The organism is Janthinobacterium sp. LM6 (assembly GCF_002002885.1).
In the GTDB taxonomy this organism is placed as follows: Bacteria; Pseudomonadota; Gammaproteobacteria; order Burkholderiales; family Burkholderiaceae_D; genus Janthinobacterium; species Janthinobacterium kumbetense.
Map to the genome: position 1 here is coordinate 3,893,188 of NZ_CP019510.1, position 23,049 is coordinate 3,916,236.

At 55.1% G+C, this 23,049-nt stretch carries 18 protein-coding genes; 8 read left to right on the forward strand and 10 right to left on the reverse strand.

Annotation, left to right across the window (positions count from 1 at the left end):
• Positions 1 to 2: 2 nt before the first annotated feature.
• The 3 genes from BZG29_RS17110 to BZG29_RS17120 form a co-directional block, all read right to left on the reverse strand.
• A complete protein-coding gene (locus BZG29_RS17110; protein WP_077405378.1) occupies positions 3 to 1,154 on the reverse strand; it encodes a zincin-like metallopeptidase domain-containing protein in 1,152 nt (383 codons plus the stop codon).
• A 76-nt stretch (positions 1,155 to 1,230) separates the two neighbouring features.
• On the reverse strand, positions 1,231 to 1,809 hold the full coding sequence (locus tag BZG29_RS17115) for a hypothetical protein (RefSeq protein ID WP_150130969.1): 579 nt from the start codon (positions 1,807 to 1,809) through the stop codon (positions 1,231 to 1,233).
• Positions 1,810 to 2,072: 263 nt separating this feature from the next.
• Positions 2,073 to 4,541: a type IV secretion system DNA-binding domain-containing protein gene (locus BZG29_RS17120; RefSeq protein WP_077405383.1), complete on the reverse strand. Its 2,469-nt coding sequence runs from the start codon at positions 4,539 to 4,541 to the stop codon at positions 2,073 to 2,075.
• Positions 4,542 to 4,715: 174 nt separating this feature from the next.
• Here BZG29_RS17120 and BZG29_RS17125 point away from each other — a divergent pair, with 174 nt between their 5' ends.
• Together BZG29_RS17125 and BZG29_RS17130 are read left to right on the forward strand one after the other, a co-directional pair.
• On the forward strand, positions 4,716 to 5,288 hold the full coding sequence (locus BZG29_RS17125; RefSeq protein WP_150130970.1) for a hypothetical protein: 573 nt from the start codon (positions 4,716 to 4,718) through the stop codon (positions 5,286 to 5,288).
• 86 nt (positions 5,289 to 5,374) lie between these two features.
• On the forward strand, positions 5,375 to 6,010 hold the full coding sequence (locus tag BZG29_RS17130; protein ID WP_077405389.1) for a LexA family transcriptional regulator: 636 nt from the start codon (positions 5,375 to 5,377) through the stop codon (positions 6,008 to 6,010).
• A 72-nt stretch (positions 6,011 to 6,082) separates the two neighbouring features.
• Here BZG29_RS17130 and BZG29_RS17135 read toward each other — a convergent pair whose 3' ends face one another.
• Complete coding sequence (locus tag BZG29_RS17135; protein ID WP_150130971.1) at positions 6,083 to 6,592, reverse strand: hypothetical protein; 510 nt, start codon at positions 6,590 to 6,592, stop codon at positions 6,083 to 6,085.
• A gap of 238 nt (positions 6,593 to 6,830) precedes the next feature.
• On the opposite strand from BZG29_RS17135, the gene BZG29_RS27860 reads away from it, so the two are divergent.
• From BZG29_RS27860 to BZG29_RS17160, 5 genes are all read left to right on the forward strand, one after another.
• Entirely contained in the window at positions 6,831 to 7,874 is a 1,044-nt protein-coding gene (locus BZG29_RS27860; RefSeq protein WP_150130972.1) for a hypothetical protein, read from the forward strand.
• 535 nt (positions 7,875 to 8,409) lie between these two features.
• Positions 8,410 to 9,525: a DUF4062 domain-containing protein gene (locus BZG29_RS17145; RefSeq protein WP_171985039.1), complete on the forward strand. Its 1,116-nt coding sequence runs from the start codon at positions 8,410 to 8,412 to the stop codon at positions 9,523 to 9,525.
• A gap of 650 nt (positions 9,526 to 10,175) precedes the next feature.
• Positions 10,176 to 11,255: a site-specific integrase gene (locus BZG29_RS17150; RefSeq protein ID WP_077405401.1), complete on the forward strand. Its 1,080-nt coding sequence runs from the start codon at positions 10,176 to 10,178 to the stop codon at positions 11,253 to 11,255.
• Positions 11,256 to 11,463: 208 nt separating this feature from the next.
• Positions 11,464 to 14,502, forward strand: coding sequence for a MobF family relaxase (gene mobF, locus BZG29_RS17155; protein ID WP_253192615.1), 3,039 nt, complete (start codon positions 11,464 to 11,466; stop codon positions 14,500 to 14,502).
• 281 nt (positions 14,503 to 14,783) lie between these two features.
• On the forward strand, positions 14,784 to 15,533 hold the full coding sequence (locus BZG29_RS17160; RefSeq protein WP_077405408.1) for a hypothetical protein: 750 nt from the start codon (positions 14,784 to 14,786) through the stop codon (positions 15,531 to 15,533).
• 220 nt (positions 15,534 to 15,753) lie between these two features.
• Here the strand turns inward: BZG29_RS17160 and BZG29_RS17165 are convergent, their stop codons facing one another.
• The 5 genes from BZG29_RS17165 to BZG29_RS17195 all read right to left on the reverse strand — a co-directional run bounded on the left by BZG29_RS17165 (position 15,754) and on the right by BZG29_RS17195 (position 20,524).
• On the reverse strand, positions 15,754 to 16,395 hold the full coding sequence (locus BZG29_RS17165) for a hypothetical protein (RefSeq protein WP_077405411.1): 642 nt from the start codon (positions 16,393 to 16,395) through the stop codon (positions 15,754 to 15,756).
• Positions 16,396 to 16,832: 437 nt separating this feature from the next.
• The gene (locus tag BZG29_RS17180) at positions 16,833 to 17,066 is read right to left on the reverse strand and encodes a hypothetical protein (RefSeq protein ID WP_150130973.1); all 234 of its coding nucleotides are present in this window, start codon (positions 17,064 to 17,066) and stop codon (positions 16,833 to 16,835) included.
• Between the two features lie 116 nt (positions 17,067 to 17,182).
• Entirely contained in the window at positions 17,183 to 17,755 is a 573-nt protein-coding gene (locus tag BZG29_RS17185; protein ID WP_077405422.1) for a hypothetical protein, read from the reverse strand.
• Between the two features lie 561 nt (positions 17,756 to 18,316).
• Entirely contained in the window at positions 18,317 to 19,129 is an 813-nt protein-coding gene (locus BZG29_RS17190) for a hypothetical protein (RefSeq protein WP_077405425.1), read from the reverse strand.
• A gap of 108 nt (positions 19,130 to 19,237) precedes the next feature.
• On the reverse strand, positions 19,238 to 20,524 hold the full coding sequence (locus tag BZG29_RS17195) for a hypothetical protein (protein ID WP_077405428.1): 1,287 nt from the start codon (positions 20,522 to 20,524) through the stop codon (positions 19,238 to 19,240).
• A 177-nt stretch (positions 20,525 to 20,701) separates the two neighbouring features.
• Between BZG29_RS17195 and BZG29_RS17200 the strand changes: the two genes are divergently transcribed.
• Positions 20,702 to 21,136 carry a helix-turn-helix transcriptional regulator gene (locus BZG29_RS17200; RefSeq protein ID WP_077405431.1) on the forward strand — a complete coding sequence of 145 codons (435 nt, stop codon included), beginning with the start codon at positions 20,702 to 20,704 and terminating at the stop codon, positions 21,134 to 21,136.
• 539 nt (positions 21,137 to 21,675) lie between these two features.
• Here BZG29_RS17200 and BZG29_RS17205 read toward each other — a convergent pair.
• Positions 21,676 to 22,578, reverse strand: coding sequence for a helix-turn-helix domain-containing protein (locus BZG29_RS17205; protein ID WP_171985040.1), 903 nt, complete (start codon positions 22,576 to 22,578; stop codon positions 21,676 to 21,678).
• Between the last annotated feature and the right edge of the window lie 471 nt (positions 22,579 to 23,049).

A 23,049-nucleotide genomic window follows, 5' to 3' on the forward strand; every position in this document is an offset into this window, starting at 1 on the left:
AATCATGCGCTCCTCGCGTTGTCATACTCTTCGATCCATTCCTTGTGCGGCTCGATCGCCGCCATCTTCCGCTCCAAGCCAAGCATGTATTCCGCCATAAGCTCGGCATCCTTCGCTGCTGAGAAAATGGCCATCGGATCAGTGCTCACAGCCTTGATCCAGTGCTGAAGGTAGGCCGCGTGGTTGTCGATGTGGCTTTGAGTCATCGGCACACCAGTCTCAGCCGCCAAGATCGCCGAACAAATCTCCGCCCTCAGCTCCTCGACAGCGTAGGCCTCGTCGCCCCATCGCTTTGCGATCGCCTCTTGACGGTCTAAACGCTTCTTATGGAGCGTGCTGTGGGCCCCTTCATGCAGAGCCGTCGCATAATAATCGTAGGCGCTATGAAAAGACTTTTTGGCCGGCAACCGTATTTCATCCAGGGCCGGCACGTAACAGGCATCGGTGCCACCATGAACGACGAGCAAGCCCGTCTTTTCTTTGAGAGCCTGGATCACCGCCTCCGCACGGACGACAGGATCGAACAGCTTTTCAGATGGGGTTTCAAGAGATGGCACGCCATCCATTTGCTGAGCATTGAAAACGACGTATCGCCGCAGCGCGAAAGCCTTGCGCTCGGCCTGACCTGCCTGCGCATTCCGCGCGCCCGAAAGTCCACCGCCTCCCCCTCCCGCTCCCGCTCCCGCTCCACTTCCACTTCCGACATTGGCATTGGCATTGGCATTAGATCTGACGCTGCCGGCAGGCTGACGATTGCCGGCAGAAGAGCTTTGATGTGCATCCGGGCTCGCAGATTTCCCGACTTCAACCAACTTCACGATCGGGGTCCCTTTCTCGCCACGCCTGACCTGCCAGCCATTTGCTTGCGCCTGCTGATAGGTTGCCCACCGAGGATCGGAGCGTCCCTCAGCATCAAGACAGCTCCCCAAAGCAAGCAGCAGCCTATTTATGCCTCGATATCCGTTGTTCGTGGCGAGATTCACTGGCCTAAGAGCTTGCGCCGCCCAAGGTCTTTGCCAGGGGGTATTCCCGCTCTTCATCGCTTCAATCAGTGTGAGAGCGATCTCAGATTTCACGTCTGCTTTATTTCCAACATTTTCGCCTGCAGAGCGAGCATGTCCGTTAAATTGCACAGCTGGGTTTTCGACACGCATGTCTCACCTCTTATTTTTGCCACTATAAAGACCTGATCAGATCGTCCCCCCCCCCCCCCCCCTACATTACAAAGACCTATTGGGGATCAATATCCTGATGGCCCCCCTTCCGGTCCTGGGAAAACGCGCGCAGCGCCAGGCTTGCCCCGCAAATTCTTTGATGAACTCGATCCATGTGCGCCTGGTTCGTTAGCACTTTGCGAATCACTTTTGCCAGTTCCCGCGACAAGCTGGTTCGCTCCACACCGCCACGTTCCTTTAACTTGCTGTGCACGTAAACGCAGAGTTCCAGCTTTACAAAAAGCATCCGCGCGTATTTTTCCTTGTCAGCTTGCCGATCTTGAATGCAGCTCTTTCGAAATTTAGTATTGAGCTCTTCAATGGGGACCTCCTCTTCAATAGGGGCTTCAATGTGGACTTCAATGGGTGCGCCAATACCTGCTCGGTCACTTGAAGACGCCAAATCCTGGTCGTTGCCCAAGTCCCCAACAAGGTCGACATCCAGATCAGCTAGGACCTCGTCTTCGTTAGCAATGGCTTGAGTGGCTAACGAGGCACCTCGTGGGCTTTCGCGCACCTCCGCAAGGCACAGCCTATTGATGATGAAACCCGAGCAATTGAAACCGTTTTCTCGTCTCGATTTCATTTTTTTCATCAAACCTCCCATACAGCATGTTTTCGACATCCAACACTTGGCTTCTTGCTCCGGCCCTGCCCTCCCACCGCCTTCGCCGCTGATGCTGGCCACGTCCCCGCACCATTCCTTGCGGCCCTTGCCGGCAGCATTAGATATGCTTCTTCCGTTCAGCTATGCACGGGACTGCTTTGGCGCGTGGTTATTCGCCGATTGCTTGCCTGGAAATTGGCAAGACTGCGACGAGCGGTCGCCGCCATCGTTCGGCCAAAGATGCAAATTCATCAGTCATTGAGCGCATCGCTCCTCGCATCGCCAGTCTTTTTGGATGCCCTCTTTTTTTTAAGATCAAGAGCTTCATTCAGCATAGCTGATAGCTCCTCCACGCTCGGCAAGTCGTGCAAATCGCTGGGCAGCTCGCTGCGCACCGGCTCAATTTTGGTCAATGGCGCAAGTTCCGGGCGAAAATCTGTCCTCGATGCTGGCGAGTCAACGCTGGCTCCAAGTGGAACACGGGAAAAAGCGAACGAGCCAGACGAATCGGGATAAAAAGTGTTTGGCTCAGTGTGCCCGGCTGGAATTAGAGCCGTGCTTGCTGCTGGCACTGCTGATGCAGGAGCTGCCACTGAGGTTGTGCTAGAGATTGGAGCTGCCTTTGCGGCTGGCGATATTGTTGCAACTGGGGTTGCTGCTGGGGTTGCTGCAGGAATTGGCGCTGCGGCTAGGGTTGATGCTGCGATCGAGGCTTCGGGTGACACAGAAGGGCTACCAATAAACCCTACCCCTCTGCTAATTTCTTTTGTCCAAGCGGCTGGCACGTGAGCCTCCCTGGCCTTTTTCATTTTGTAATGTGGCCAGAACAGCTCGTATGCCTGGCCGCCGGTAAAGAGCGCCAAGCGCACCCCTTTACCATCTGCGGTCGGGCCAAGACGCGAGCCCAGCTCCGACGGCTTGTAAATGGCGATCTCGTCGCGCGCGAACGAAAGTGTCGTCGAGCTGCCTGGGCCACTCCCGCCGCTGCCGCCGTAGGAAATATTTGAGCGCTCGACCTCTCGGGAGCCCAAGGCCTTGCACATTTGCTCCGCGGTGTCTCCTTGCATGAGCTGCCCGACCAGGACGGTGCCGGCCATCGACACCATCGCCTTCACCATGAGCGAGCCATGGATCTCCTCCAGCTGCGCCAAGTCTTGGCAGGCCAGGATGCAGCGCACGCCCCGCGAGCGGCCGACCTCCAAGAGAGGCCGGATCGGCACTTTGCCCATTTGCGCCGACTCATCGGCGATGATCCACAGCTTGCGGCTCTCGTCGTCGTCCATCTCCACGCTATTCACGATCGCCGAGACGGTGCCAATGATTCCCTCCAAATAGCCCTTGGTGAGCTCCGGATAGGCGCCATGCCCTTGAAGAATGATTTGCCGGCGCACGCCCCGGGAATGTTCCCCGCTACTTCTACAGCCACCTTCCCGCTCAACCTCACCGGCTCCTTTCAAGCTACCTTTCCGACGGGCTGCCCCTTCAACTGCCTCCCCGCCCTTCCTTTTACCTTTCCGGCCCGCGTCTCCCTCAACGTGCTCACCATCATCAATGGCGTCGCGACCTTCAATGGCGCCGCGACCGTCAATGGCCTCGCTAACATCATTGCCGTGTATCCCACCATGCGCCCATTCCACAAAGCTGATGCGGCGATCCTCCGGTGTTTCGCCCCAAGCCTCGGCCAGGTCAAAGATCGACGCGCAAAATGAGGACAGATTGATCAAAATGCCCTGCGTGGTTACGGACGCCCTCTCCACCGACCGCATTGCCTCTGGGTGGCACGCCTCCATGATTTGCAGAATATTGGCCTGCGGGATGGACATCATTTCAGCTAGCTCTCGCCATCCCCAACCATTCCCTCGCGTCGTCTTTAAATAGATCATGAAGCCGACCACGATCTGCCGCGCCGCGTTGGACCACATCGGATCTTGGGCCTCCCTGATCATGGCCGCGGCAAAGCGCCGCATGTCCCCGATGTTTCGCATGTCCTTCGCGATGTCCCACGCCAGGGAACGGGCATCCCACGGCGCCATGATCTCTGGCTCGCCAAACCCCTTTGTGAACTCTCCCTTGGGATCGAAAAGCAGCAAGCTCTCGCCCGCATCGATCACGGCCTGAATCATTGGCTTGAGTGCCGTCGACTTGCCAGAGCCCACGCCTCCCACTACCAGGACGTGCCTAGTCCACATGTCCGCTGGATAAGGCACATCCGGGGCAATGGGGTGATCAGGCCTGCGCTTGACCCGGTCCGCGAGCATCAGATTCAGCGCCTCGACCGCTTGGGCGCCCACATGGCGCGCCGATCCTCTCAGCACAAGCAGGCCATTGCGCGGAGCGAGGTAGATTTTCGCCAAGAACACCGCGGGCAGGCACGCGACCCACAGCGCAAACATCAAGCGAGAGATCAAAGCAACTCTCTCCCCCGCGGACAGCGATTCCAGAAATTGGGCATAGCTATGGGCCGCATCTGAAAATGCCCAACTCCAAACGCAATGCAAAGCCGAGCGAATGAGATAGCTGAAGTGGAGCGAGATGGAGCCCGGAGGGTCATTCAGCCAGGGCAGCGCCCGCCAAGACAACATCAGCGCAAAAATCCCGAGAAAGGCACCAAGCGTCGCGCTGGCGCCGATCCATCCCACCACATTCACCCGCCCCACTGATGGCGCGGCCGGGGCAGAAATGCCCCAGTCATATTCAGTCCGACAATTGTCGCTGTTCATCGCTTCTCCCAATGCCAATCAGAGCACTGCGGAGGGAAATCAGCTTCGGACATTGGCGCCGGCCGCCTTGACGAGCGGCCAGCGCCGCCGCTGATCAGACAAACAAATCCGGCTAGGCAGAAGACTCTTCCAAGTTGCAGTCGAAGGCAGGAAGACAATCACTCGGAGGAAACAATGACAGCAATGACTCAATATGGAACGCCAGAAGAAACGATGCTCGCTTATACCAACATCAGCGCCCGCGAAAGGCAAGTCTTGCAAGGAGTGGCCAGAAGATACATAAAGGGAACCCATTTCACCGAGCCCTTGGATCTGATGCATGAAGCTCTATACCTGACGGTGGAGCAGCGCCGCCGCTGGCCCAAGAGCGTCAATTTTGAGATATACATGGTCATGACCATGCGCAGCATTGCAGGCGCCGATCGCAACAAACAGTTGACGCAGGCGGCATCAGGCATTCCTATCGAAGACATTCTTGAATGGTCCTTCTTGGGCGAGAACTTTCACATCTCCGCCGAAGAGACTGTCCTCCGCGCCGAGGAGCGCTTGGCCGATAGCATCTCCACCAAGACGATACTGGGCCAGCTCCGCGCCGGGGCCGACAGAGTCGCGGGAGACGTTCTTGCATGCCTTCTGTCGGACATGCCGGCACGGGAAATCAGATCCTCGCTCGGCCTCACCGTTGGCGCATATGACGCGGCAAGAAAGCGGGTCTTGCGAAAGTTTAAAAAGTCGGAGAGACTCTGATCCGGCTGTGACGGCGGAAGCACACTTCCTGCCGCTCATGCCACGCTGAGATCGCGGCGCATGGCGAAACGAAGAGGCTCTCACCGATGATTCGAAACACTAAGAAAAATGGCGCGGGGAAGCCCGCGCCCCGTTCAAACCCCAGCAAGGCCAAGCCCGCAAGCGCCGGGCTCTCGCCACTCGAGGCGTTCATCATTACTAGTGGCGAATTCTCCGCCGATGACATTGCGTCAATGACGAGCGACGACACCTTGCCCCACAAGGAAACATCCGAGGAAGCGCCGTTGGAGGCCTATGAGCAGTGGCTCAACGCCAGAAAAAACCGTGATGACGAGCCCTTCCCAACTCAAATGCGCTCCTCGATTCAGATCCCATCGACGACGGGCGCTGGCATGACCGCTGAGGAGAAGCACTTTGCACGCATCGCCTCGGCAATTACACATGCAAAAAAACAAGTGCGCATTAATGGCGACTCGATGCGCGACCTTGGAATCAAGGACGGCGACATGGTCGACGTCGAGCTCAATGCCGAGCCAAAGGATGGCGACATCGTGTGCGCGGACGTAATAGGCATTGGCAGGATTATTAGAACACTAAGAATCATAGGCGGCGCTCATATCTTGACCGCAGCAAACCCGGCATTTGAGGCCATTTCGATCATCGACAAATCGCACATGCGCATCTTGGGCATCGTGATCACTCCTCCCAGCAGCATTCATTGAACATCAAAACATAAGTGGACTAGGGCACGAGAGCATTGCTCTTGCGCCCTAGTCCACTACCCACCTGACGAGTCAGCGTCCCGGCCGAAAGCCAGTCCCGCGTTTGCCGTTGCCGGCCAATCCCAAGGCAGCCATGGCGTCTTCAACGATCGTTGCGGCTCGCGCCCGGGATACTGCCTCGTCTGCCATCTTGCGGGCAAGACTGGTTTGTTCTTTCTCGTCTTTTTCGCGCTCTTCGAGTTCTGCGGCCTCCAACGCAGACAGGCAGTCGCGTGAGCAATACCACTCCACCAAGTCATCTATGCAGACCATCGGGGTGCAATTGAAGATTTGATAGGGAATGAAAAACTGTCTGTTCCGCATTTGCCGCCAAATGGTCGAGGGAGAAATGCCGAGAATGCTAGCCAGCTTGGTGACATTGATGAATGCCGACTGCACCTGAAAGTCCCTGACGAGCATGAGTTTCACGCGTATGCGCTCGGCTTGCGCCATGGCCGCAAGAGAGAGTGTGCCAGCGTCTTCATCCTTCGAGCAGCGACATTCCCCTACGCAATTGCATTGTTTTCTATAAAAGCTGTTCATCTTTTCTCCGTTGGTGAATGGCCTTGACCGACTGGCCCAGCCTTAGCACTGCCCACGGTTAGGAATTTCAGCCGCCGCGCCGACAGACGGCAGGACCGCGCCGCTCGGCCGCTCCAATACATTGAAAGGAATATTCCGACACTGCCCAGCAAACCTGTCAGGGCTTGACGACGCACGCCTGTCATCGCAGGCGCCGAGCATTCGGCCTAATCGCTTTCCATTCCGGGAGGCAGATCACATGAAATCACCACGAGAGGAAAAGATGATGACAAACTATGGACAAGAAGGCGTAGCAATAGAGGCTCCGGCGCCAGAAGATGACTGGGATCTTCCGCAGCCTGCTGGGCCACGCAGTGCAGGCACTTTCATTGCACCTCAGTCTGTCCCGGTCAAGAACACGCGGGAAATTGAGAAAATAGCTCTGCCAGTGGCTAAAAATTGCCCTTTGCGCCTGCCGAGCTTCTTTGACCCTGATCGATGCCCCGCATTTTTGGCAAGAAGTGCCCTATTTAGCTCGGGCCGGACTGTGCCAGGCATACCCCACAATGGCCCAGTAAAGGCACAGGGGAAATACGCGTTAACGCTCTGTGGCGAACGGCTGTATATGAGGGATAAACAGGTCTGGCATGCCGTCATGAACATCGTCAAGCAAGCGCCTGCCCATAATGTTCCTATCCGCATAGAGCTGGCGGCAATTGCAACGCTGATGGGGTCGTCGGACCACTGCGGCGGCGCCTTGCGGCGGATCTGGCAAAGCGTCGAGCGATTGTCGCGCGCGACCATAGAAGTGACGCTTCACGACGGCCATGCCCACACAGGGAAGCTGGTCGCGGCCGCCTATCGCCAAGAAAAGAAGTATTTTGTTGAGATGGACATGCCATGGATGGCCGCGGCCTTGAGCCTAGACTATCAATTCAAAGTTAATTGTGGCCGCCGCAATGGGCTAGCTTACTCGCTCGCTCAGTGGCTCCATGATTTTCTATCCACCCACAAAAGCTTCCCTGGGCTTACGATCGGCTATATACGAGAACTGTGCGGCTTCGAGGGAAAGCAACGGAAGTTTCCAGCGGTGATACTTACCGCTCTGACAGAGTTGAAAAACTCTGCAACCTTGCTTGTCGCAGACTTCGAAATTATCAGAAACAGGAAGTCCAGCGACTCTTGGACTGTTGTCATCACACACGGGCCAGAGCAGCCATCCTACTCTGCCCCGTCTTGGCATGAATCCTCCGACGAACCAAACGACCTGTCCTATCCGACGACTCGCAGGGTCGCGCTGTGAGCGTCCCGACCTGACTTGGGATAATCTGTTCATCAAAAAAACGGGCTGACGGGTTTAACGGAGCGGATGAATTTTCGGAATGCTCGCCAGCTCGGGTTTAATCAGGAAATTGCTCGGGTGCAAATGGGAAATTCACCAAAATAACTCGGGTTTAATAGGAAAGATGCTCGGGGTTCAGTAGGAAGTTCCTCGGGTTTAAACCGGACGCAGGGCCTACATCTATAGATTATTAATAGATATAGAATAGAAGACCGTTGACCGCGGCTTTGCCTTTGGGCAAGCCGCGCCAACTCCCAGCGCCAACCTCGAAGCTTCCGCGACGCTCCCGCCGCGGACTTATTGGAATTCCAATCCCTGCCATCTGCGGAAATGCCGTGCTCGTCGTAATCGGCCCTTATCCTTTGTGAGAATTGATGATTTTTCGCTGTCGGCTTGGCCTAAGAATTATTTGCGCAAGCCGAAGATAGAAACGTGAAAAGCCCCAACGTGAGAGCGATTACAATATAGATTGATGGCCAAACATTGGAGACTTTGCATGAAAATTTTCATCAGTTCACTAATCGGTGGATTCGAGCAGTTCCGAGCGGCAGCGCAGTCAGCGATTGTCGCCCTGCGCCACGAACCCGTAGTTGCGGAAGACTTCGGCGCGCAGGCCACTTCGCCCCAAATCGCGTGTCTGCAGGGATTGCGGTCAGCGGACTTGGTAGTCCTCATACTTGGCTCCCGTTACGGATATATCCAAGGCTCGTCAGGAGTCTCCCCTACTCATGAAGAGTATCTCGAAGCTCGGGGAAGCAAACCTATCTTGATGTTTGTGCAAGAGGGTGTTGAGCGAGACGATCAGCAGGCGAAGTTTATCTCCGAGGTGGGTGCTTGGCAGGCTGGACATTTTCGCGCAGGCTTTAAAACTGCCGACGAACTCCGGGACCTTGTTACGCGCGCCCTCCACGACTACCAGCTCGCGAACACGGCAGGGCCTCTCGACAAGGCTGCGCTGTCGGCTGCGGCTCTAAGCTTGCTGCCCAAGGCTCGGCAAAACAGCCATGCCTCCCCGACCCTCCTGGTCAGCATCGTTGGTGGCCCCATCCAACAAATTCTGCGTCCAGCCGAGTTGGAGGCTCCCGCTCTGGCCGAAGCGCTCCACCAACAGGCTCTTTTTATCGAGCCAAAACTGTTTGTCAGGTCGAAGGGGGTTGACTGTGGTATCGAAGGCGCTGCTCTCGTGTTGGAGCAGGAGCGCGGCGCTAAAATCCAACTTGAAGAAAACGGCTCGATTTTACTCCGCCTCTGCCTAGATCGAACAGAGCTCGACAATCGCAGCGGATTCGGCGCCTTTGCCATCATCGAAGAAGACGTATTGCGAGAACTCAGCGCAGCCTTGGCATTCGGAGCATGGCTTTTAGATAAAATCGACCCGACCCAGCGCATTACGCACGTCGCATTGGCAGCATCGATCGAGGCGAGTGACTATATGGGCTGGCGAACGCGAGCGGAGCAGGAAGCCAGTCCGAATTCCGGAACAATGCGCATGGCTAGCGGGAAACAGGCGCCTACCTCGTCCACCGATCGGCCGCGGGCTGCATTGCTCTTCCAAGCTACCGAGCTCGCCGAGGATCTCATGGTGCCGTTGCGTCGACAGATGAAGGCGTGATCATCTGGCCGTGGGAGCGTTTTCTCGAACCTCTATACGGCTATAGCCATCCTTAACGCAGCGCGCCATTAAGCTGATGGGCTTTCATCTCAAACTGGATTTCTTCGCGAACCATGCTTCTCGCATGGTTCGTCGTTTCGGCGCAGAACGTTTTCAGTTCACATCCAAAAGTAAATATTTGCATTTCCGCCTACTTCGACGTTGACCGACCAGAATTCTAAACTGCGGCATCCCTCGAACACCGCTTTTAAATCAAGCCCGCTACACAACAAAATTACCGCTCATCGGATACTTCTCCGCTGCACTACGCTGCACCGATTTAATTCATCTGCTTCATATGCCCCAAAAAACTCACATTACGCAATGTTTTGTGGCTCAAAAGATAATTTTATGTCGTTACACGACTGTATTTAGTGTGGTTTGAGAGAGTTTTTGGTGCTCCGCGAGGTAGGTTTTTTGTGTAGACGCGCCCGAAATCATAACCCGCAAGGCCTTGCGCTGCCTTCTCGTTTACGGGATTTGTTGTCTGTGGATGTAGCGCGGCATTAGCGCTGCTAAAACCCCGTTTATAGATCCGACATGCGGCCGGCAGAAAAGCCCATTCATCGGAAGTATGCGGTGCACCTTCAAACCAAACCCAGGAGAAAAATATGGCTACCATCGTTGAACGACCACGCAAGAACAAGCCGAGCACTTGGCAGGCAACCATTCGAGTCAAGGGGCAAACCTCAGTTGTGAAAACCTTTGAGCAAAGATGCGATGCCGAAGATTTTTCGAAGATTATCGAGGCAAAGCTTAAAAAGCTTGCGGAGGAACGATCGAAAAAAATGAAGCGCCTCGACAAAAAACAAGCTACGCTCGCCGGCCTGATGGATGAGCGCCTGCGAGACATTGTCCAAGTTTTTTGCGAAAGCGATGAATCTATTCCGCGACATAAAAAAACAGCGCCGACGATTTTGCGCGTGATTGGCAATATCACGCTCAAGGACGTGACACCCTTGTGGAATAAAAATTACATCGCACGCATGCTGACAAAAAAAACCAGAATTGGCACTACATTCAGCTATTCAACCATCGCGGTTCATCTGCAAATTATGTCGATGGCCTGCAGGTGGCGAGCGGAGACCCTCAACCTTCCGGCCCAGCAGCTCAACTTCTCCAAAAAACACTTCCCGAAACATTGGGAAAATAGGCGCACGCGACGCCTTTCCGAACCAGAGCAGCTACGCTTGGAGGCGGTCCTCAAAGCATGCAAGGCGCCATCTCGGAATCAATGGTTCCATCTCATGCAAATGGCGCTTGAGACTGGCGCTCGCTTGCAGGAACTTGTCTTGGCCGAATGGGATGAGTTTGACCTTGATAGAAGGTTATGGACGATTCCCGCGATAAAAACCAAGGGAAGAAAGGTTCGCGCAGTGCCGCTTTCTTTCAAGGCCATAGCCTTCATGCAGAATCTTCAGCAAGAGGCAGTCGCTGGCAACTCCCGGGTCTTCCATCTCTTAGGCCTTCCGCTCAGTGTTTCCTCAGGATTCCATAAATTTGTGACTAGGGCCGGACTGATTGATTTTAGATTCCATGATCTTCGCCACGAGGCGATCAGTCGGATGGTGCTCTACAAGCGCAAGTTGTCGGTCTTTGAAATCATGGCGATTGTCGGCCATAGCGACGTATCCATGCTGGTCCGATACGCAAATCTTAGGGGCGATGAGCTGGCCGAACGGATGGACTAACGCTCGGCTTGGGGTGGCTTCCCAGCCACCCCTTGTTTTCGCCCCTTTCTGGGCAAGGAAATTTGAAAAGCAAAGCGCCAAAGGCGAGCCAGCTTGCTATTCAATAAGGAGGTGTCATTTGCTTTCAATCACGAAAATAAATTCTGCATCGAACCAAGCTAAAAAAGGCCACAGTTCCAAGGGATACTTGCATTATCTTGGCGGCCCTATGGACACGACGCGCCAGCGAGGAGACTTTGACGACTATGCTCGGGGACCTGATGGGGACTTGGGGCCTCTGCCATTCTGGACTGGTGGCGGCGCCGCGCTGCTCGGGCTTTCTGACCATGCCGAGCGCGAGCATGTAGAGCGCTTGGCGAAGGGATTTCATCCTCTATCAGGCGAGGCCTTGGTCAAAGGTGCCGGCGACAATCATGTCATGGGGCTCGACATGACCTTCTCCGCTGTCAAAGATGTCTCGGCGATCTTTGCCGGCGCAGACAGAGGGACGCGCGACGCGCTCATCGCTTGCCTGCAGGACTCGGCAAAAAGCGCTCTGGCCTATGTTGAGAAAAACTCGATCACCAGGCACGGCCAAGGCGGCAGAGTAAAGCAGCAGGCGGGGGCCACGATCTCAGCATGCTATACGCATTTCAGCAGCCGCGCCGGCGAACCCCAGTTGCATATCCATGGCTTCTTCTTCAACTTGGCCAAGCGCAAAAATAGCGAGGAATGGAGCGCCGTGGAGCACCGCGCCCAGTTTGAGGCGAAGATTGCCACAGGCATTCTCTTTCGCGTCGAGCTCGCGAGCCGGCTGCGGGGCCTTGGCTTCGAAGTGGAGCCAGCAGGCCCCTACTTTACAATTCGCGGAATCGACCAAGGCCAACGAGATGCCCTGTCGACGCGCTCCAAGCAAATTGCAGAATATTTGCGCGAATGTGGCATGCTTGGGGCGGATGGCGCCGTCGCGCGGGAAATTGCCGCCCTCAACACTCGCTCCGCCAAAGCCGAGCCCTCGCTGCCGGATCTGCTTGAGAGCTTCAAGGAAATGGCTGCAAAACTGGGCCTGACGCTAGAAGCCGTCGCGTCAATGCAGACCGGCCGCGGCAAGTCTGGCGGCAAGACTGCACAACATGAGAGTGAAACACCTTTTGAAATCGATCGCGACGCAGTCTTGGCCGAACTTATGGAAAGCAAGTCTTGCGCGACCGCGCAGGACGCACTCGCGCTCATCTGCGAAAAGGCCATGGGTCAATGGAACGCGGAGGAATGCCTGGCGGAGCTCGAACAGTTCATGGCTCACTCCAATGTCGTTCAACTTGGCCGCACCGAGCACCTCACAGAAATATTCACCTCCAGGGCCACCCTGGATCTTGAAGCCTCGATCAGCGCCTCGGTGGAACGGCTCTCCCCGGATCGATCCCACCAGGTTGCCCGCTCCATCGTCGGCCATGAGTTCGACCGCCTGGAGCAGCAGCTCCGCGCCAAGCTGGGAGTCGGGGTCTCCCTGGATCAGCAGCGCGCCGCCGCCCTGCACATCGCCTGCGACACCGGCAGGCATGCCTTCGTGGAAGGCTGGGCGGGCACGGGTAAGACGACGCTCTTGAAAGCCTTGGGCGTGGCATATGCGGCCGCAGGGTTCAACGTCTCGGGCTGCTGCCAGTCGGCAGCGGCAAGCTTGAACTTGGCGCGAGAGGCGGGCATCCCTTCGCGCACGATCGCCAGCCTGCTCCTGTCGCTTCAGAAGGGCAGAATGAAACTAGATTCCAAAAGCATCTTGATCCTCGACGAGGCTGGCATGGTCGGCTCCCGAGAGTTTGGCCTCCTGCAGGCCGAGGCCATCAAGGCGGGGGCGAAGCTGGTTTCGGTCGGCGACGCCAAACAGCTTCAACCCATCGACGCGGGCGGGATTTTTCGGGCGCTAGCCATCCGCCACGGCAAGGCCGAGATTTCCAACATCCAGCGACAGCGGACCGACTTCTCTCCCCTTCTCAAATGGCTCGAAGAGCGCGGTAGTCTGTCGAAGATTCAAATCCAGGCCTTGCGCGAGGCGCCGGAGGAGGCGCGGCTGCAGGCGCTCGAATCGATTTGCTCGGGCGACGCCAAGTTGGCGCGGGCCTTTGAAAAATGGAGAGACCGCTACGATTTTGAATGGATGCGCAAGACCGTGGAGCTCTTCGCCACCGGCGAGGCACGCGCCGGCCTGGAGATGCTTGACGAGCGCGGACGCCTTAAATTGGTTTCGGGGCACTCCGCCACCGTTGCCCAGTTGATCGAGGCGTGGGACCAGGACAAGGCCGCATTGCCGCAGAAGGCCATCATCGCCGGCACGCGCGCCGAGGTCGCGGAGCTCAATGCCAAGGCGCGGGCCGCTCTTGTGGGAAGAGGCATCGTTCGCGATGCGGATGGAATTGAGGCCGAGATCATCCACCGCGACGACACTACCGACATCAAGCGCTTCGCGCCTGGTGATCGCATCGTCTTTACAAAAAATAACAGGTCGCTGGGCATCTCAAATGGCGTGGCGGCCAGCATTGCGGCAATTGAGCGCGCCGCGGCCGGCGTCATGCTCGTGGTGGAGCTCGACGAGCCAAACGAGCGCCAGGAAAAGATTGTTCGCATACCCGCATCGTTTGGGCGCTTTGACCATGCCTTTTGTCTGACGAATCACAAGAGCCAAGGGCGCACATTCGAATCGGCCTATGTCCTGGTGAATCCACGTATGGCGGATCGCGAATGGAGCTATGTTGCCGCCAGCCGCTCCCGCTTCGCCACCACCATTTACGCAAACCTTGGCGCCTTGGGAGCTGGAGATCCCGAATCCCATCAACAGCAGGACGGAGCGCCAAGCGAACGAAGCAAGGCGATGGATGTCCTGGCCTTTGGCATGAGGCGCAGCCGCGCGAAGGGGACCACGCTCGATTATGAGTCGCCAAAGGCGCCAGCGAGCGCATCTTCCCCACGCTGGGCAACATCGTTCCGAAATCTCATTTCGAGGGCAATCCGGCGAATGCGTTCGGACTCTCGGCCTTTCGGCCCCACTGCCAACGGCATCGCCAGTCCCAATATCATGGCCAATGTCGGCGCCATCTCCCCAGCGCCATGCTCTATCCGCTTCTCTCCATTGTCCACCTGGCTGCCCTCTTCCCCCATAGGTTTAGCTGTGCACTCCATCACTGGCTCTCGGGGCTCGGTCCATGGGCAAGTTCCATATAAAAGGCCATCGGCCAACCTGCTTGGAGAGCCCGAGTTAGGTCTGGTTCGCTAGAGATTTTTCAGTTCGGAGAACAGGTGAGATGAATGCTAGGAGCGCTGCTATGAGTGGTGTATATGAGGGGGTAATGCGTTGAACGAGAGACATGCGGCGAACCATCCGGTGGCATATACAAGATACAAAAACGCCTGGAAGACATCTGAGAAGCCTAGCTTAGAAACGTATATCGAACATCCACGCTGAATAAAAGCATCTTTCGCAAAAGTCCTTTACAAAGGCGTCGTCTATGTCCGCCCAATGGGATACACATTTCGATATCAAAGGAGAGCAACCAAATGTCGGCGACAGAAATCAGCAACAACCCATGGGACCAAAAGGGAGTATTTCTACGACTAAGCAAAGAGCGCAAGGTGCTGCTCATGGCGATCGCCAAGAAGCTGGGCTATGAGGAGTCTCCTCACAAGGCGCTGGCAGCCTACATCGCGTCATCGAAATTGAACGAAGAGCATCAAATCGTAGAGCATCTATCAGAATTTTCGGATGGATTCCCTGCCTTGGACGCCCTGCGACAGAACATAAATCAACGCTTTGAAACTTTGGCGGCGTCGATGATAAATTCCCAAATCCGCATCGAAGCGCTGGTCGCCGGGCTCAACAAGGCCCTCGCCCCGGTCCTCGAGCTTTTGGACGCCGCGAGGCCCGGCCCGGAGGCGGCAATCTCCATGGCAATGTGGCTCGGAACGGCTGAGGAGCAATTTGGTCTTCCCATCCGGCGCCTAGCGCTGACGCGCGCTGCCTGGATCGAGACTAAGATCGATCGCGAGTCAAAAGGCAAGGTGTCCATGGCTTTCGACGCCGACATGCTGAACATTGACGGTCGGGCCGTCCAAGCCAGCACTGACGCTCGCGTGGAGATTGTTGGAATCGATCCAGCAGGTCCATTGTGCGTGGCCATCAGCGCATCGCCGCTTCGGCATACCTTCTTCGCTTGCCAAGCAACGCAAGATGGAACGTGGCGGGCCACGGCTTTTCATGCTGACGAAGCCGGCGCAGTAGGCGCGCAGCTAGAATCGATGGAGTTTTGACCTGTGGCGGCCGCCTACTTGGCTGGGCCAGACTCTGGCAATTTTAAGCGTTATTAAGAACAAATATTGGATTTCAACGGCGGACGTGTGGCCTATGCGCCGGCCCGCTCAATAGCAACGTTTGACGTGGCTATGTATGCCAATGCGACATATTCCTTTGGTCCCCAGGACCGCGATAATGAAAAGCTCTCGTAAAGCAACTGCACACAATGGAAAGCCTTTAACGTGCGCTTAGTTTCTTGAAGTCCAACCATCTTGTGATCTCTGCGCCGATGGCAGGACCGAAGTGTCCGCCGACAGGGTTGGGGGCGAATCTAATCGTTTCACACTCGATCGAGCGGTCGATTTGCCACGCCCACGCGCCTCGCGCAATCACCAGAAACCTGTCGCCGCGCAAAGCCTCTGGAATCAACACCTCATGGAGATGCCGTCTAGCCATGATGCAGCTAGGCAGTTTTTTAACCAGCGAGCGCTTCACCTTTTTTGAATTTTTTGATGCATATGCCAAGACATTGAACACCGCAACGGTGCTGGCAAGTTGCTCAGGCGGCAAATCAATCCTGCCTACCCTTTCCAAATACCACTTGCGCCATCCTGCGAACTGCATGGGAAAATTGCTCTCGCCGCGAATTTGTTCGAACAGCGCTCGCTTCGCATCGGCGCTTTGCGCCAATTCCGAATCCTCCGCCTCATACCCGGGGTTGAGATAGCAGGCGACCACAGGAGCGTCTTTTAGCCTTCCGTTGACATGACCGGGCGGAAGCGTCATCTGGAAAACGCTGGCATTTTGGCCAAGCAGTGGAATATCAAGCGGATGCATCTTGTCGTCTATGGACAAGTCCCGCCAGAAATCAAAAAGCATGTCAGTCTTTCGCTATGGCATCGGATCTCCATGGTAGACGCAATTGAGTGGCGCCGCTGGCAATCCACATCATTGGCTGTTTAAGCCATTTATTCATCCTTGCGGCAGTCAGCCCGAAAGCCGCCTTCTTGCTGATTGATATGGCCGTCGCCATAAATACGTCCAATTTGTGCTTAATCCTATTGACTTTTGTGATCGATGCGCCAAAGTCGCCGGGTTACCTCTAAGGAGAAAGTGATGACCGTTTCCGAATTTTGGCACCAAGCATTCCTAGCCGCACTCCACCGAGTTCCAGCCGACCAAGCAAAGGTTGAGGCGGATTTGGCGACATCGGCCTCCATTGAGCATTGGCAGGGGACTCACAACGGCGGAATGCAGGCCGTATGGACGCCATTGGCAGAGTTAAAGATCACAGACATTCGGCGACAGTCCAACGATCAAGATGGCTGATGTGTATCGTCGAGCTGATAGCCGTTGTTTAACGCCCAATCAACGGCTTCATTGAAGGTCTCTGTCGTGAGGAGTATCTGGGGCGGCACGCCCAGCGTGACGACGGCATACATATATTTGTCATGAATCGGCTTCCCATTTTCGTCCACGTCGAAGATGAGCACAATTGCCACTTTCGCCTTTTTGGGAGCTGCTCCAGCTGCTGAGTTTCCTCTTCTCATATGATCCAACCTTTTAATCTTTAAAAGGTCATCTTAATTCAATATTTACCTTTGCATCCATTTCCTACTAAAAAGGCAATTTTTCCTGAAAAAGAGTTGGTATACGGCGCTGGCAATTATGGCAGTTGCTCAATTGTTGGCAACGACAGAGGCATATCTCGCGACAGAATTTGCAACGCGTCGAGCATGGGGTCAAGGATATCGCGGATATAGTGGTTTTGAAGACTGCTAGGCAAAGACCTGTCGAATATGACCGGCTCTTTGGAGGTCATGGGCACAGGATATCGCCCTTGCCAAACCACCATCTCCATCAGATGCCGGCAAACCTCACGAAAGGCGAAAGCACTTCTTGCATCGATTAGAATCGTCGAGAATTTTGGGCCAAAAATGCCAGCTTTCTCAGCTAAGGCGATGAGATCATGCCCATTGGACACGCCCAGGCTTTTGATGTGAGCGCGCGTCGGTTTTCCTGCGCCATCCTGCTGGATTTTCAGCTCGACATCCTCTGGATTGATCTCAACAATTTCGGCTTTTAAAGCATTTTCAAGGGCCAGGCCATAAAGTAGCTTCGACGACTGCATGTAGCCTAAAGCTATATCAAAAACCTCGTCGTTCACGACTCCACCTTTGACGGACTCGATGAGAGCATGCTCAAATTGCTCCCATAGCGCCTCAGCGGAAATTCTCATGATTGAACTCTCACGCCTCCATGCTCTTGGGTCCCTGACATCTCGCATAAGTTGATCTGGTAACATCCATCGCCTTCATTTCGTGTGGTGAATCATCGTAGCATGGCTTCAATCATATCAACACCGACAAGCAAGCCTCCTCCACTCTCTCTGTGCGGAGCCACTGTTCCAGTCCCAGCAGGTTGCAGACTCTCGAACGTGAAGATTTTTTTGATGCGGATGATTAGCACGACCGCTCCGCGAGACCATCATGGCGAGCCGACTCAGACCGCCGCTGGCGATACGCATTGCATACACCTCTGGTGCGTCAGGTGTATAAAAAAAATGAGCTTCCGAATTCACTCGGCGGCTCATTTTTCCCATGGCTGTCTTCTAGTCTATATTTTCGCCCTCAAGCACCTATGCGATGGTCTCAGGTGCCATGCCAACGTGATCAAGGTGCCGCAGTTCTTTCGAACAGGCTCTCGACAGGGAGCCTGTCCGAAAGCCGAAAGTCAATTTCAGGCTGCAGACAATTTAACAACACGCGGCATAGACGCGTTTACATTCCCTTTGGATTAATCAGAACTTGGCATTGGTCAGATTAACGAACCAGAGCCGCGCATCCCCATCAATCGGTCCCTGATAGGACATCTTGACGAACATGGACGAAATAAGGTAATCGGCGTTCGAATAAAACGTATTGTCTTCGCCTGTTGATTGCGGCAATAGTTGGCGCGGAATTCGTGGCCCTGCTGTCCTGAGCTGCTGAGAGGAATACATCGATGGCGACATAATTCCTCGATAAGCGCGCATGGCGCCAAGGGACAGATATCTGTCGTCCGACTTGATATCCACACTGCAAATCACAACACCATCAACTTTCTGAGATTTCTTCTCAGAGCTCCATATCAGCGCACTAAATTTAATGCATTCCAACGGGCGTGCCTGATTCATTGATTGCGTGTATCTGGTGCCAGAATGCTCCCTTGAACCCAGCGTCTCGGAATAGTCATCAATGTGAATGCTTACGCGTGGCCAGAAATTCCCAAAGCTCTCCAGCGGGTAGCGCTCAAACAGCTTGTAGAGCGGAGTGCTCTCTATGGACTTTCCCGCCCAACGATGATCTGTCGGGTGCGGGCCGTCGATGATAATTCTTACTCCATTGATAAACTTCGGAGTGCCCTCACCGGCAGCGATCACGGGCGCTGCTGGCTGGCTAGTTGGACCGTTGCCCGTTGCAGAGGTCGGCACCGTTCCGTTAAGCATCGCGCCCACTGTGTTGATCGCTTGCTGAAGCTGGACATTCGAGCCTCCCTGCATGCCGGGGTTGGCGCATGCGGACAGCACAAATGGGACGAGCGCAATCAAAGGCGCGGATAAAATTTTACGCATCAGTATTTCCTATAAGTTAATTAAAACAGATGAATGCTGTGGCCGCAGCAGCGGCAACGATCACTGGGCGAGGCGTGTGCCTTGCCCAGCGTCCTAGTCCAGCGCCTGCTATCGAGCAAGGATCTCAATTCGATCGATCCAGGTTGTAATTTGCGCCTTCGGATAGCCAACCATGAGCTGGAAGCGGCGCTTGCGGAGCTGCGAGCGCTCAAACTCGTCATCCTTGACGACTATTCCCAGCGCAAAGGTGGGCGCGGCGCCGTCGGTTTTTGCGGGAATTTCATCCAAGCTCGCCGTCGCGCAAGCGTCTTTGAGTGACCCGATCCACACGTCGCCATTCAACTCAACGACAGCGCGGCCACTCTTGTCGGCAGCAATGGTCCATGCTAGCGAGCCGTTGTCATACAAGGCATTTTCTAAAAATGCCTCGCCAAGCCCTGCAAGCTCTTTAAGCTCGCTCACGCGCGCCATGCTGATTTCGCGTTCAGCCTTCCATGCAGCGCGTGCGCTAAGCCTCACCGCAGCCAAGCTATCCTGATGCTCGGTGACATAGGCATCCGCTCTCGCGTGTCCCATTGAAAATATTCTTTTTTCAATCGGCATCCAGTAACGATTGAAGTCGCTCGCCAGCACCGGGCCGATCTCGTAGAAGGATGCACCAAAGTCAGGCGTGGAATGCCATTTTCGTTCAAGGCGGGCAGAGCCTTCTCTGACAAGCTCGTCGCCTCGCCATTTCACGCTGATAGGTGTTCCAACCACAACCTCTTGAGAGAATGCAAAAAAGTAAATGCTAGTGCTATTTTCTTCGACGGCACAGGCCAAATCTGACAGCCGGAAAGTGCGATCAAAACGCGTCGAAATGTCAGCTTTAATACCCAGGATAGTTACACCGACATTGTCGACATGGCATACCAACCTTGCCTCGTCGCACTCGAAATTGATCATCAAATCGAACCGAGAACAGGAATAGCCCCACTCCGCTCCGTTCACGTCGCCACTGGCGACGCCGGCCTTGTCTGCGTAGGTAGGCGGCGCGGCGGCGCGAACCGCAGCTTTTTGCCGGTTGAGGAATGCCAAATCCACGATCCAGAAAATAATCACCGCGGGAATCCCAAGCATCGGGTAGACCACCGACGCCATGATTGAGAGCACGAATTTGTGTTTGAATTTACTGAACCACACCGCTCTGGGATTCACACTTTCACCCCGCTTCAATGCCGCTTTGAGGGCGACGAGGCCGCGCCGGTAGTGTGCGACCAATTGCCAAATCCAGAAAACAAACACCGCAGCTAACACCGCAGGTTTGGGCGTGGTCACTACCGCTACCACCGAACACAAAACTTTGATCGCGAAATATATGATGCTAGCGAGCAAGCTTTTCGGGGAATTAGACATTCTTACACCTTTCAATTTGTTGCCTGTTCAAACCTAGGGGTTCCGGGACATTGCATGAGAGAAAAACATGCAGCGAACGAATAATAAACTATTTTAGTTGTGTTTCAACTTTTTAAGTCCTTCAAACAAATAAGCCTAGTAGCCACCATTCGGGTTGAACCATCACAAGGACGCCCCATGGAATCTCAACGACTCAAAAAAATTTCCCAAACAGTGGGCGCCGCCATCGCGAGCCACAGAGTCCGAGTCGGCCTCACGCAAGAGGATGTTGCCGAGCGCTTGGGAATCGGCAACGAGGCCATCTCGCGACTTGAACGTGGCATCGTCCTGCCATCCATCCCTCGCCTGTCAGAGCTTGCGGAGCTCTTTGAATGCAGAATGGATGAATTGCTGCTGACATCCAGCGATCGCAAAACCGACCAAGCCGCGGCCATTGAAGCCCATCTCAGCGGCCTTTCCCCAGAGGACCGAGCATTCGTCGTCGATCAGGCGCGCGCCACTGCCGGCTACCTGAGGGGTAGGGCTAACAACGGCTTTCGCTCAACCATTTCTTCCCCCGACACTCCCTCAACGGGGCAGCAGAAGAAAAATGCAAAAAAAATCTCGAAATAGAGAACGCAAACTCCAGCGCCGGTGATTAAGCATTCCATTGCTCTCCGACAACCAGAAAAATAACGCAACGGCTGTCGAAAAGATTGAATCTATGCGACACCAGCAAACAGATTGGCAATATTGACGATATTGAAATTGACGCTATTGAACTCAGATCGGCCTCAGAGCGAGATGCCATCCCAAGCGAGGGACTGCGAAATGGGATGTCTGCGGAGCGCGAGGCGTGGCGCAAGAGGAGCCACGAATGCTCGCGCGTTGAATCCGGGGTAGATATAGGCGGACGTAAATGGCAAACCAGCGAACAAACGCGGCAACCCGTGCATGCGGAGTCACCGCTCGCGACCGAACGTTGGCGCGCGCCCTACACGCCATCAGATAGAACTATGTCGGCAGCAAGAAGAAGTGGAATTGGAAGTGAAAATGGAAGGGAATAAAGAAGGATGTGGCCTTTAACGCCTGTCAAAGCCCACGTTAAGAGCGATCAAAGCCCAAGGCTGTCGAAACCCTCAGCAATAAAGGGCTTATGACAAGATGGGCAGTTAAAGGCTGGGGCTTAGCGCTGGCAAGGTATTTTGGCTAAGGCGCATCAACTTGCGTATGAGACTAGGAGGCATTCCCGATGCGGTTTGAAATGCCCTGGTCATGTGGGCCAAATCAGAAAAACCTTCGTCAAAGGCAATCATCGTAAGGCTATCCAAGGATGAGAGGCGATGCGATGCGCGAACCAAGCGCGACGCTTGTCTAAGCGCTTCGGCCGTTATATTTGACTCCCTCAACCGGCGCTCCAAAGTCCGCTGATGACAACCAAGCTTGCGGGCAACACTTGCGATGGGAATGTGTCCCTCGCTTTCAAACACCAGAGCCACTTCTCCGACAGCGGACGCCTCCACACCCAGGATCTTGGCAGTGGTGCTCAAGCCGCGCCTCTCTGCTCCGCTCGGCAACTGCGCATTGCGTCGTGTGGTCGCCATCATGGTCTCCACAATCGCCAAGGTGCCTTGGCGACAGCTATCAGGATCGTCGCCATGAGCCATGAGCGATCCATCTGCGCCATTGCCATTGGCATTGTGCGAACTGTTGCGCGAGCCGCTATTGAGCCGGCGCGCGTAGCCACTTGAGCCGAGGCTGGTTTGCACGCCGAGTTTCGCGGACTGGTTATAGGCGTTAAACGCGACAAGCACATCGGCTTCGCGCTGGAATGACGAGAGAAGCAGATAGCCTGGATTGATGTCGGTGGCGAGGAAGTCGTTGACCATGCGCTCGACGACACCGGCCCCAGCTCCCTCAGCCTTTCTGACGCGGCCGGCGGCATGGTAGCGCTGATACGGCAGGTGGCCACTGATGGCGTGCGACACCGCCGAGACGAACCTGGTCATCGGCGTCCAGCCAGCCTTGCCCTCGAGCGCATTTACGACAACGTGATAGGCAAGCGAGTTCGGCATTCCAGATTCCCAGTTTGATATTTTGACGATGCTTCGGCAAGCGCCGGATCTATGCACGGCAAGGATGGCCCGCAAACGAAAATGGCCGCGTAGGTCGCAGCCATGGAAGCGCGGGTGTGCCCATGCTAGGCGCCCATAAAAAACAGCACCGAAACTTTTCTGCGAACATACTTTCGCGCTCGTTGGTTGCCATGATACAACGTTATCTAGAATAGAATGGATTTTTGGAAGTGGATTTTTTCTATGCATTCTTGGAATTAAACTCTCAGACATCCAAATGGTTGAATCGCCAATAGGCTGTGAATCCCCCAATGCGCCATATTCCAATCCAAGGTATCAGGTCCCGCCAACCAATAACCCAGTTTGTTGCGTAAATCGATGCCCAACTTGGGGGAGTGGCAGCATCAAACGGACCACTCACGCCAAGGCGCAGTAGTCTAAATCCCTGCTCGATTTCGTCACCCACTCACA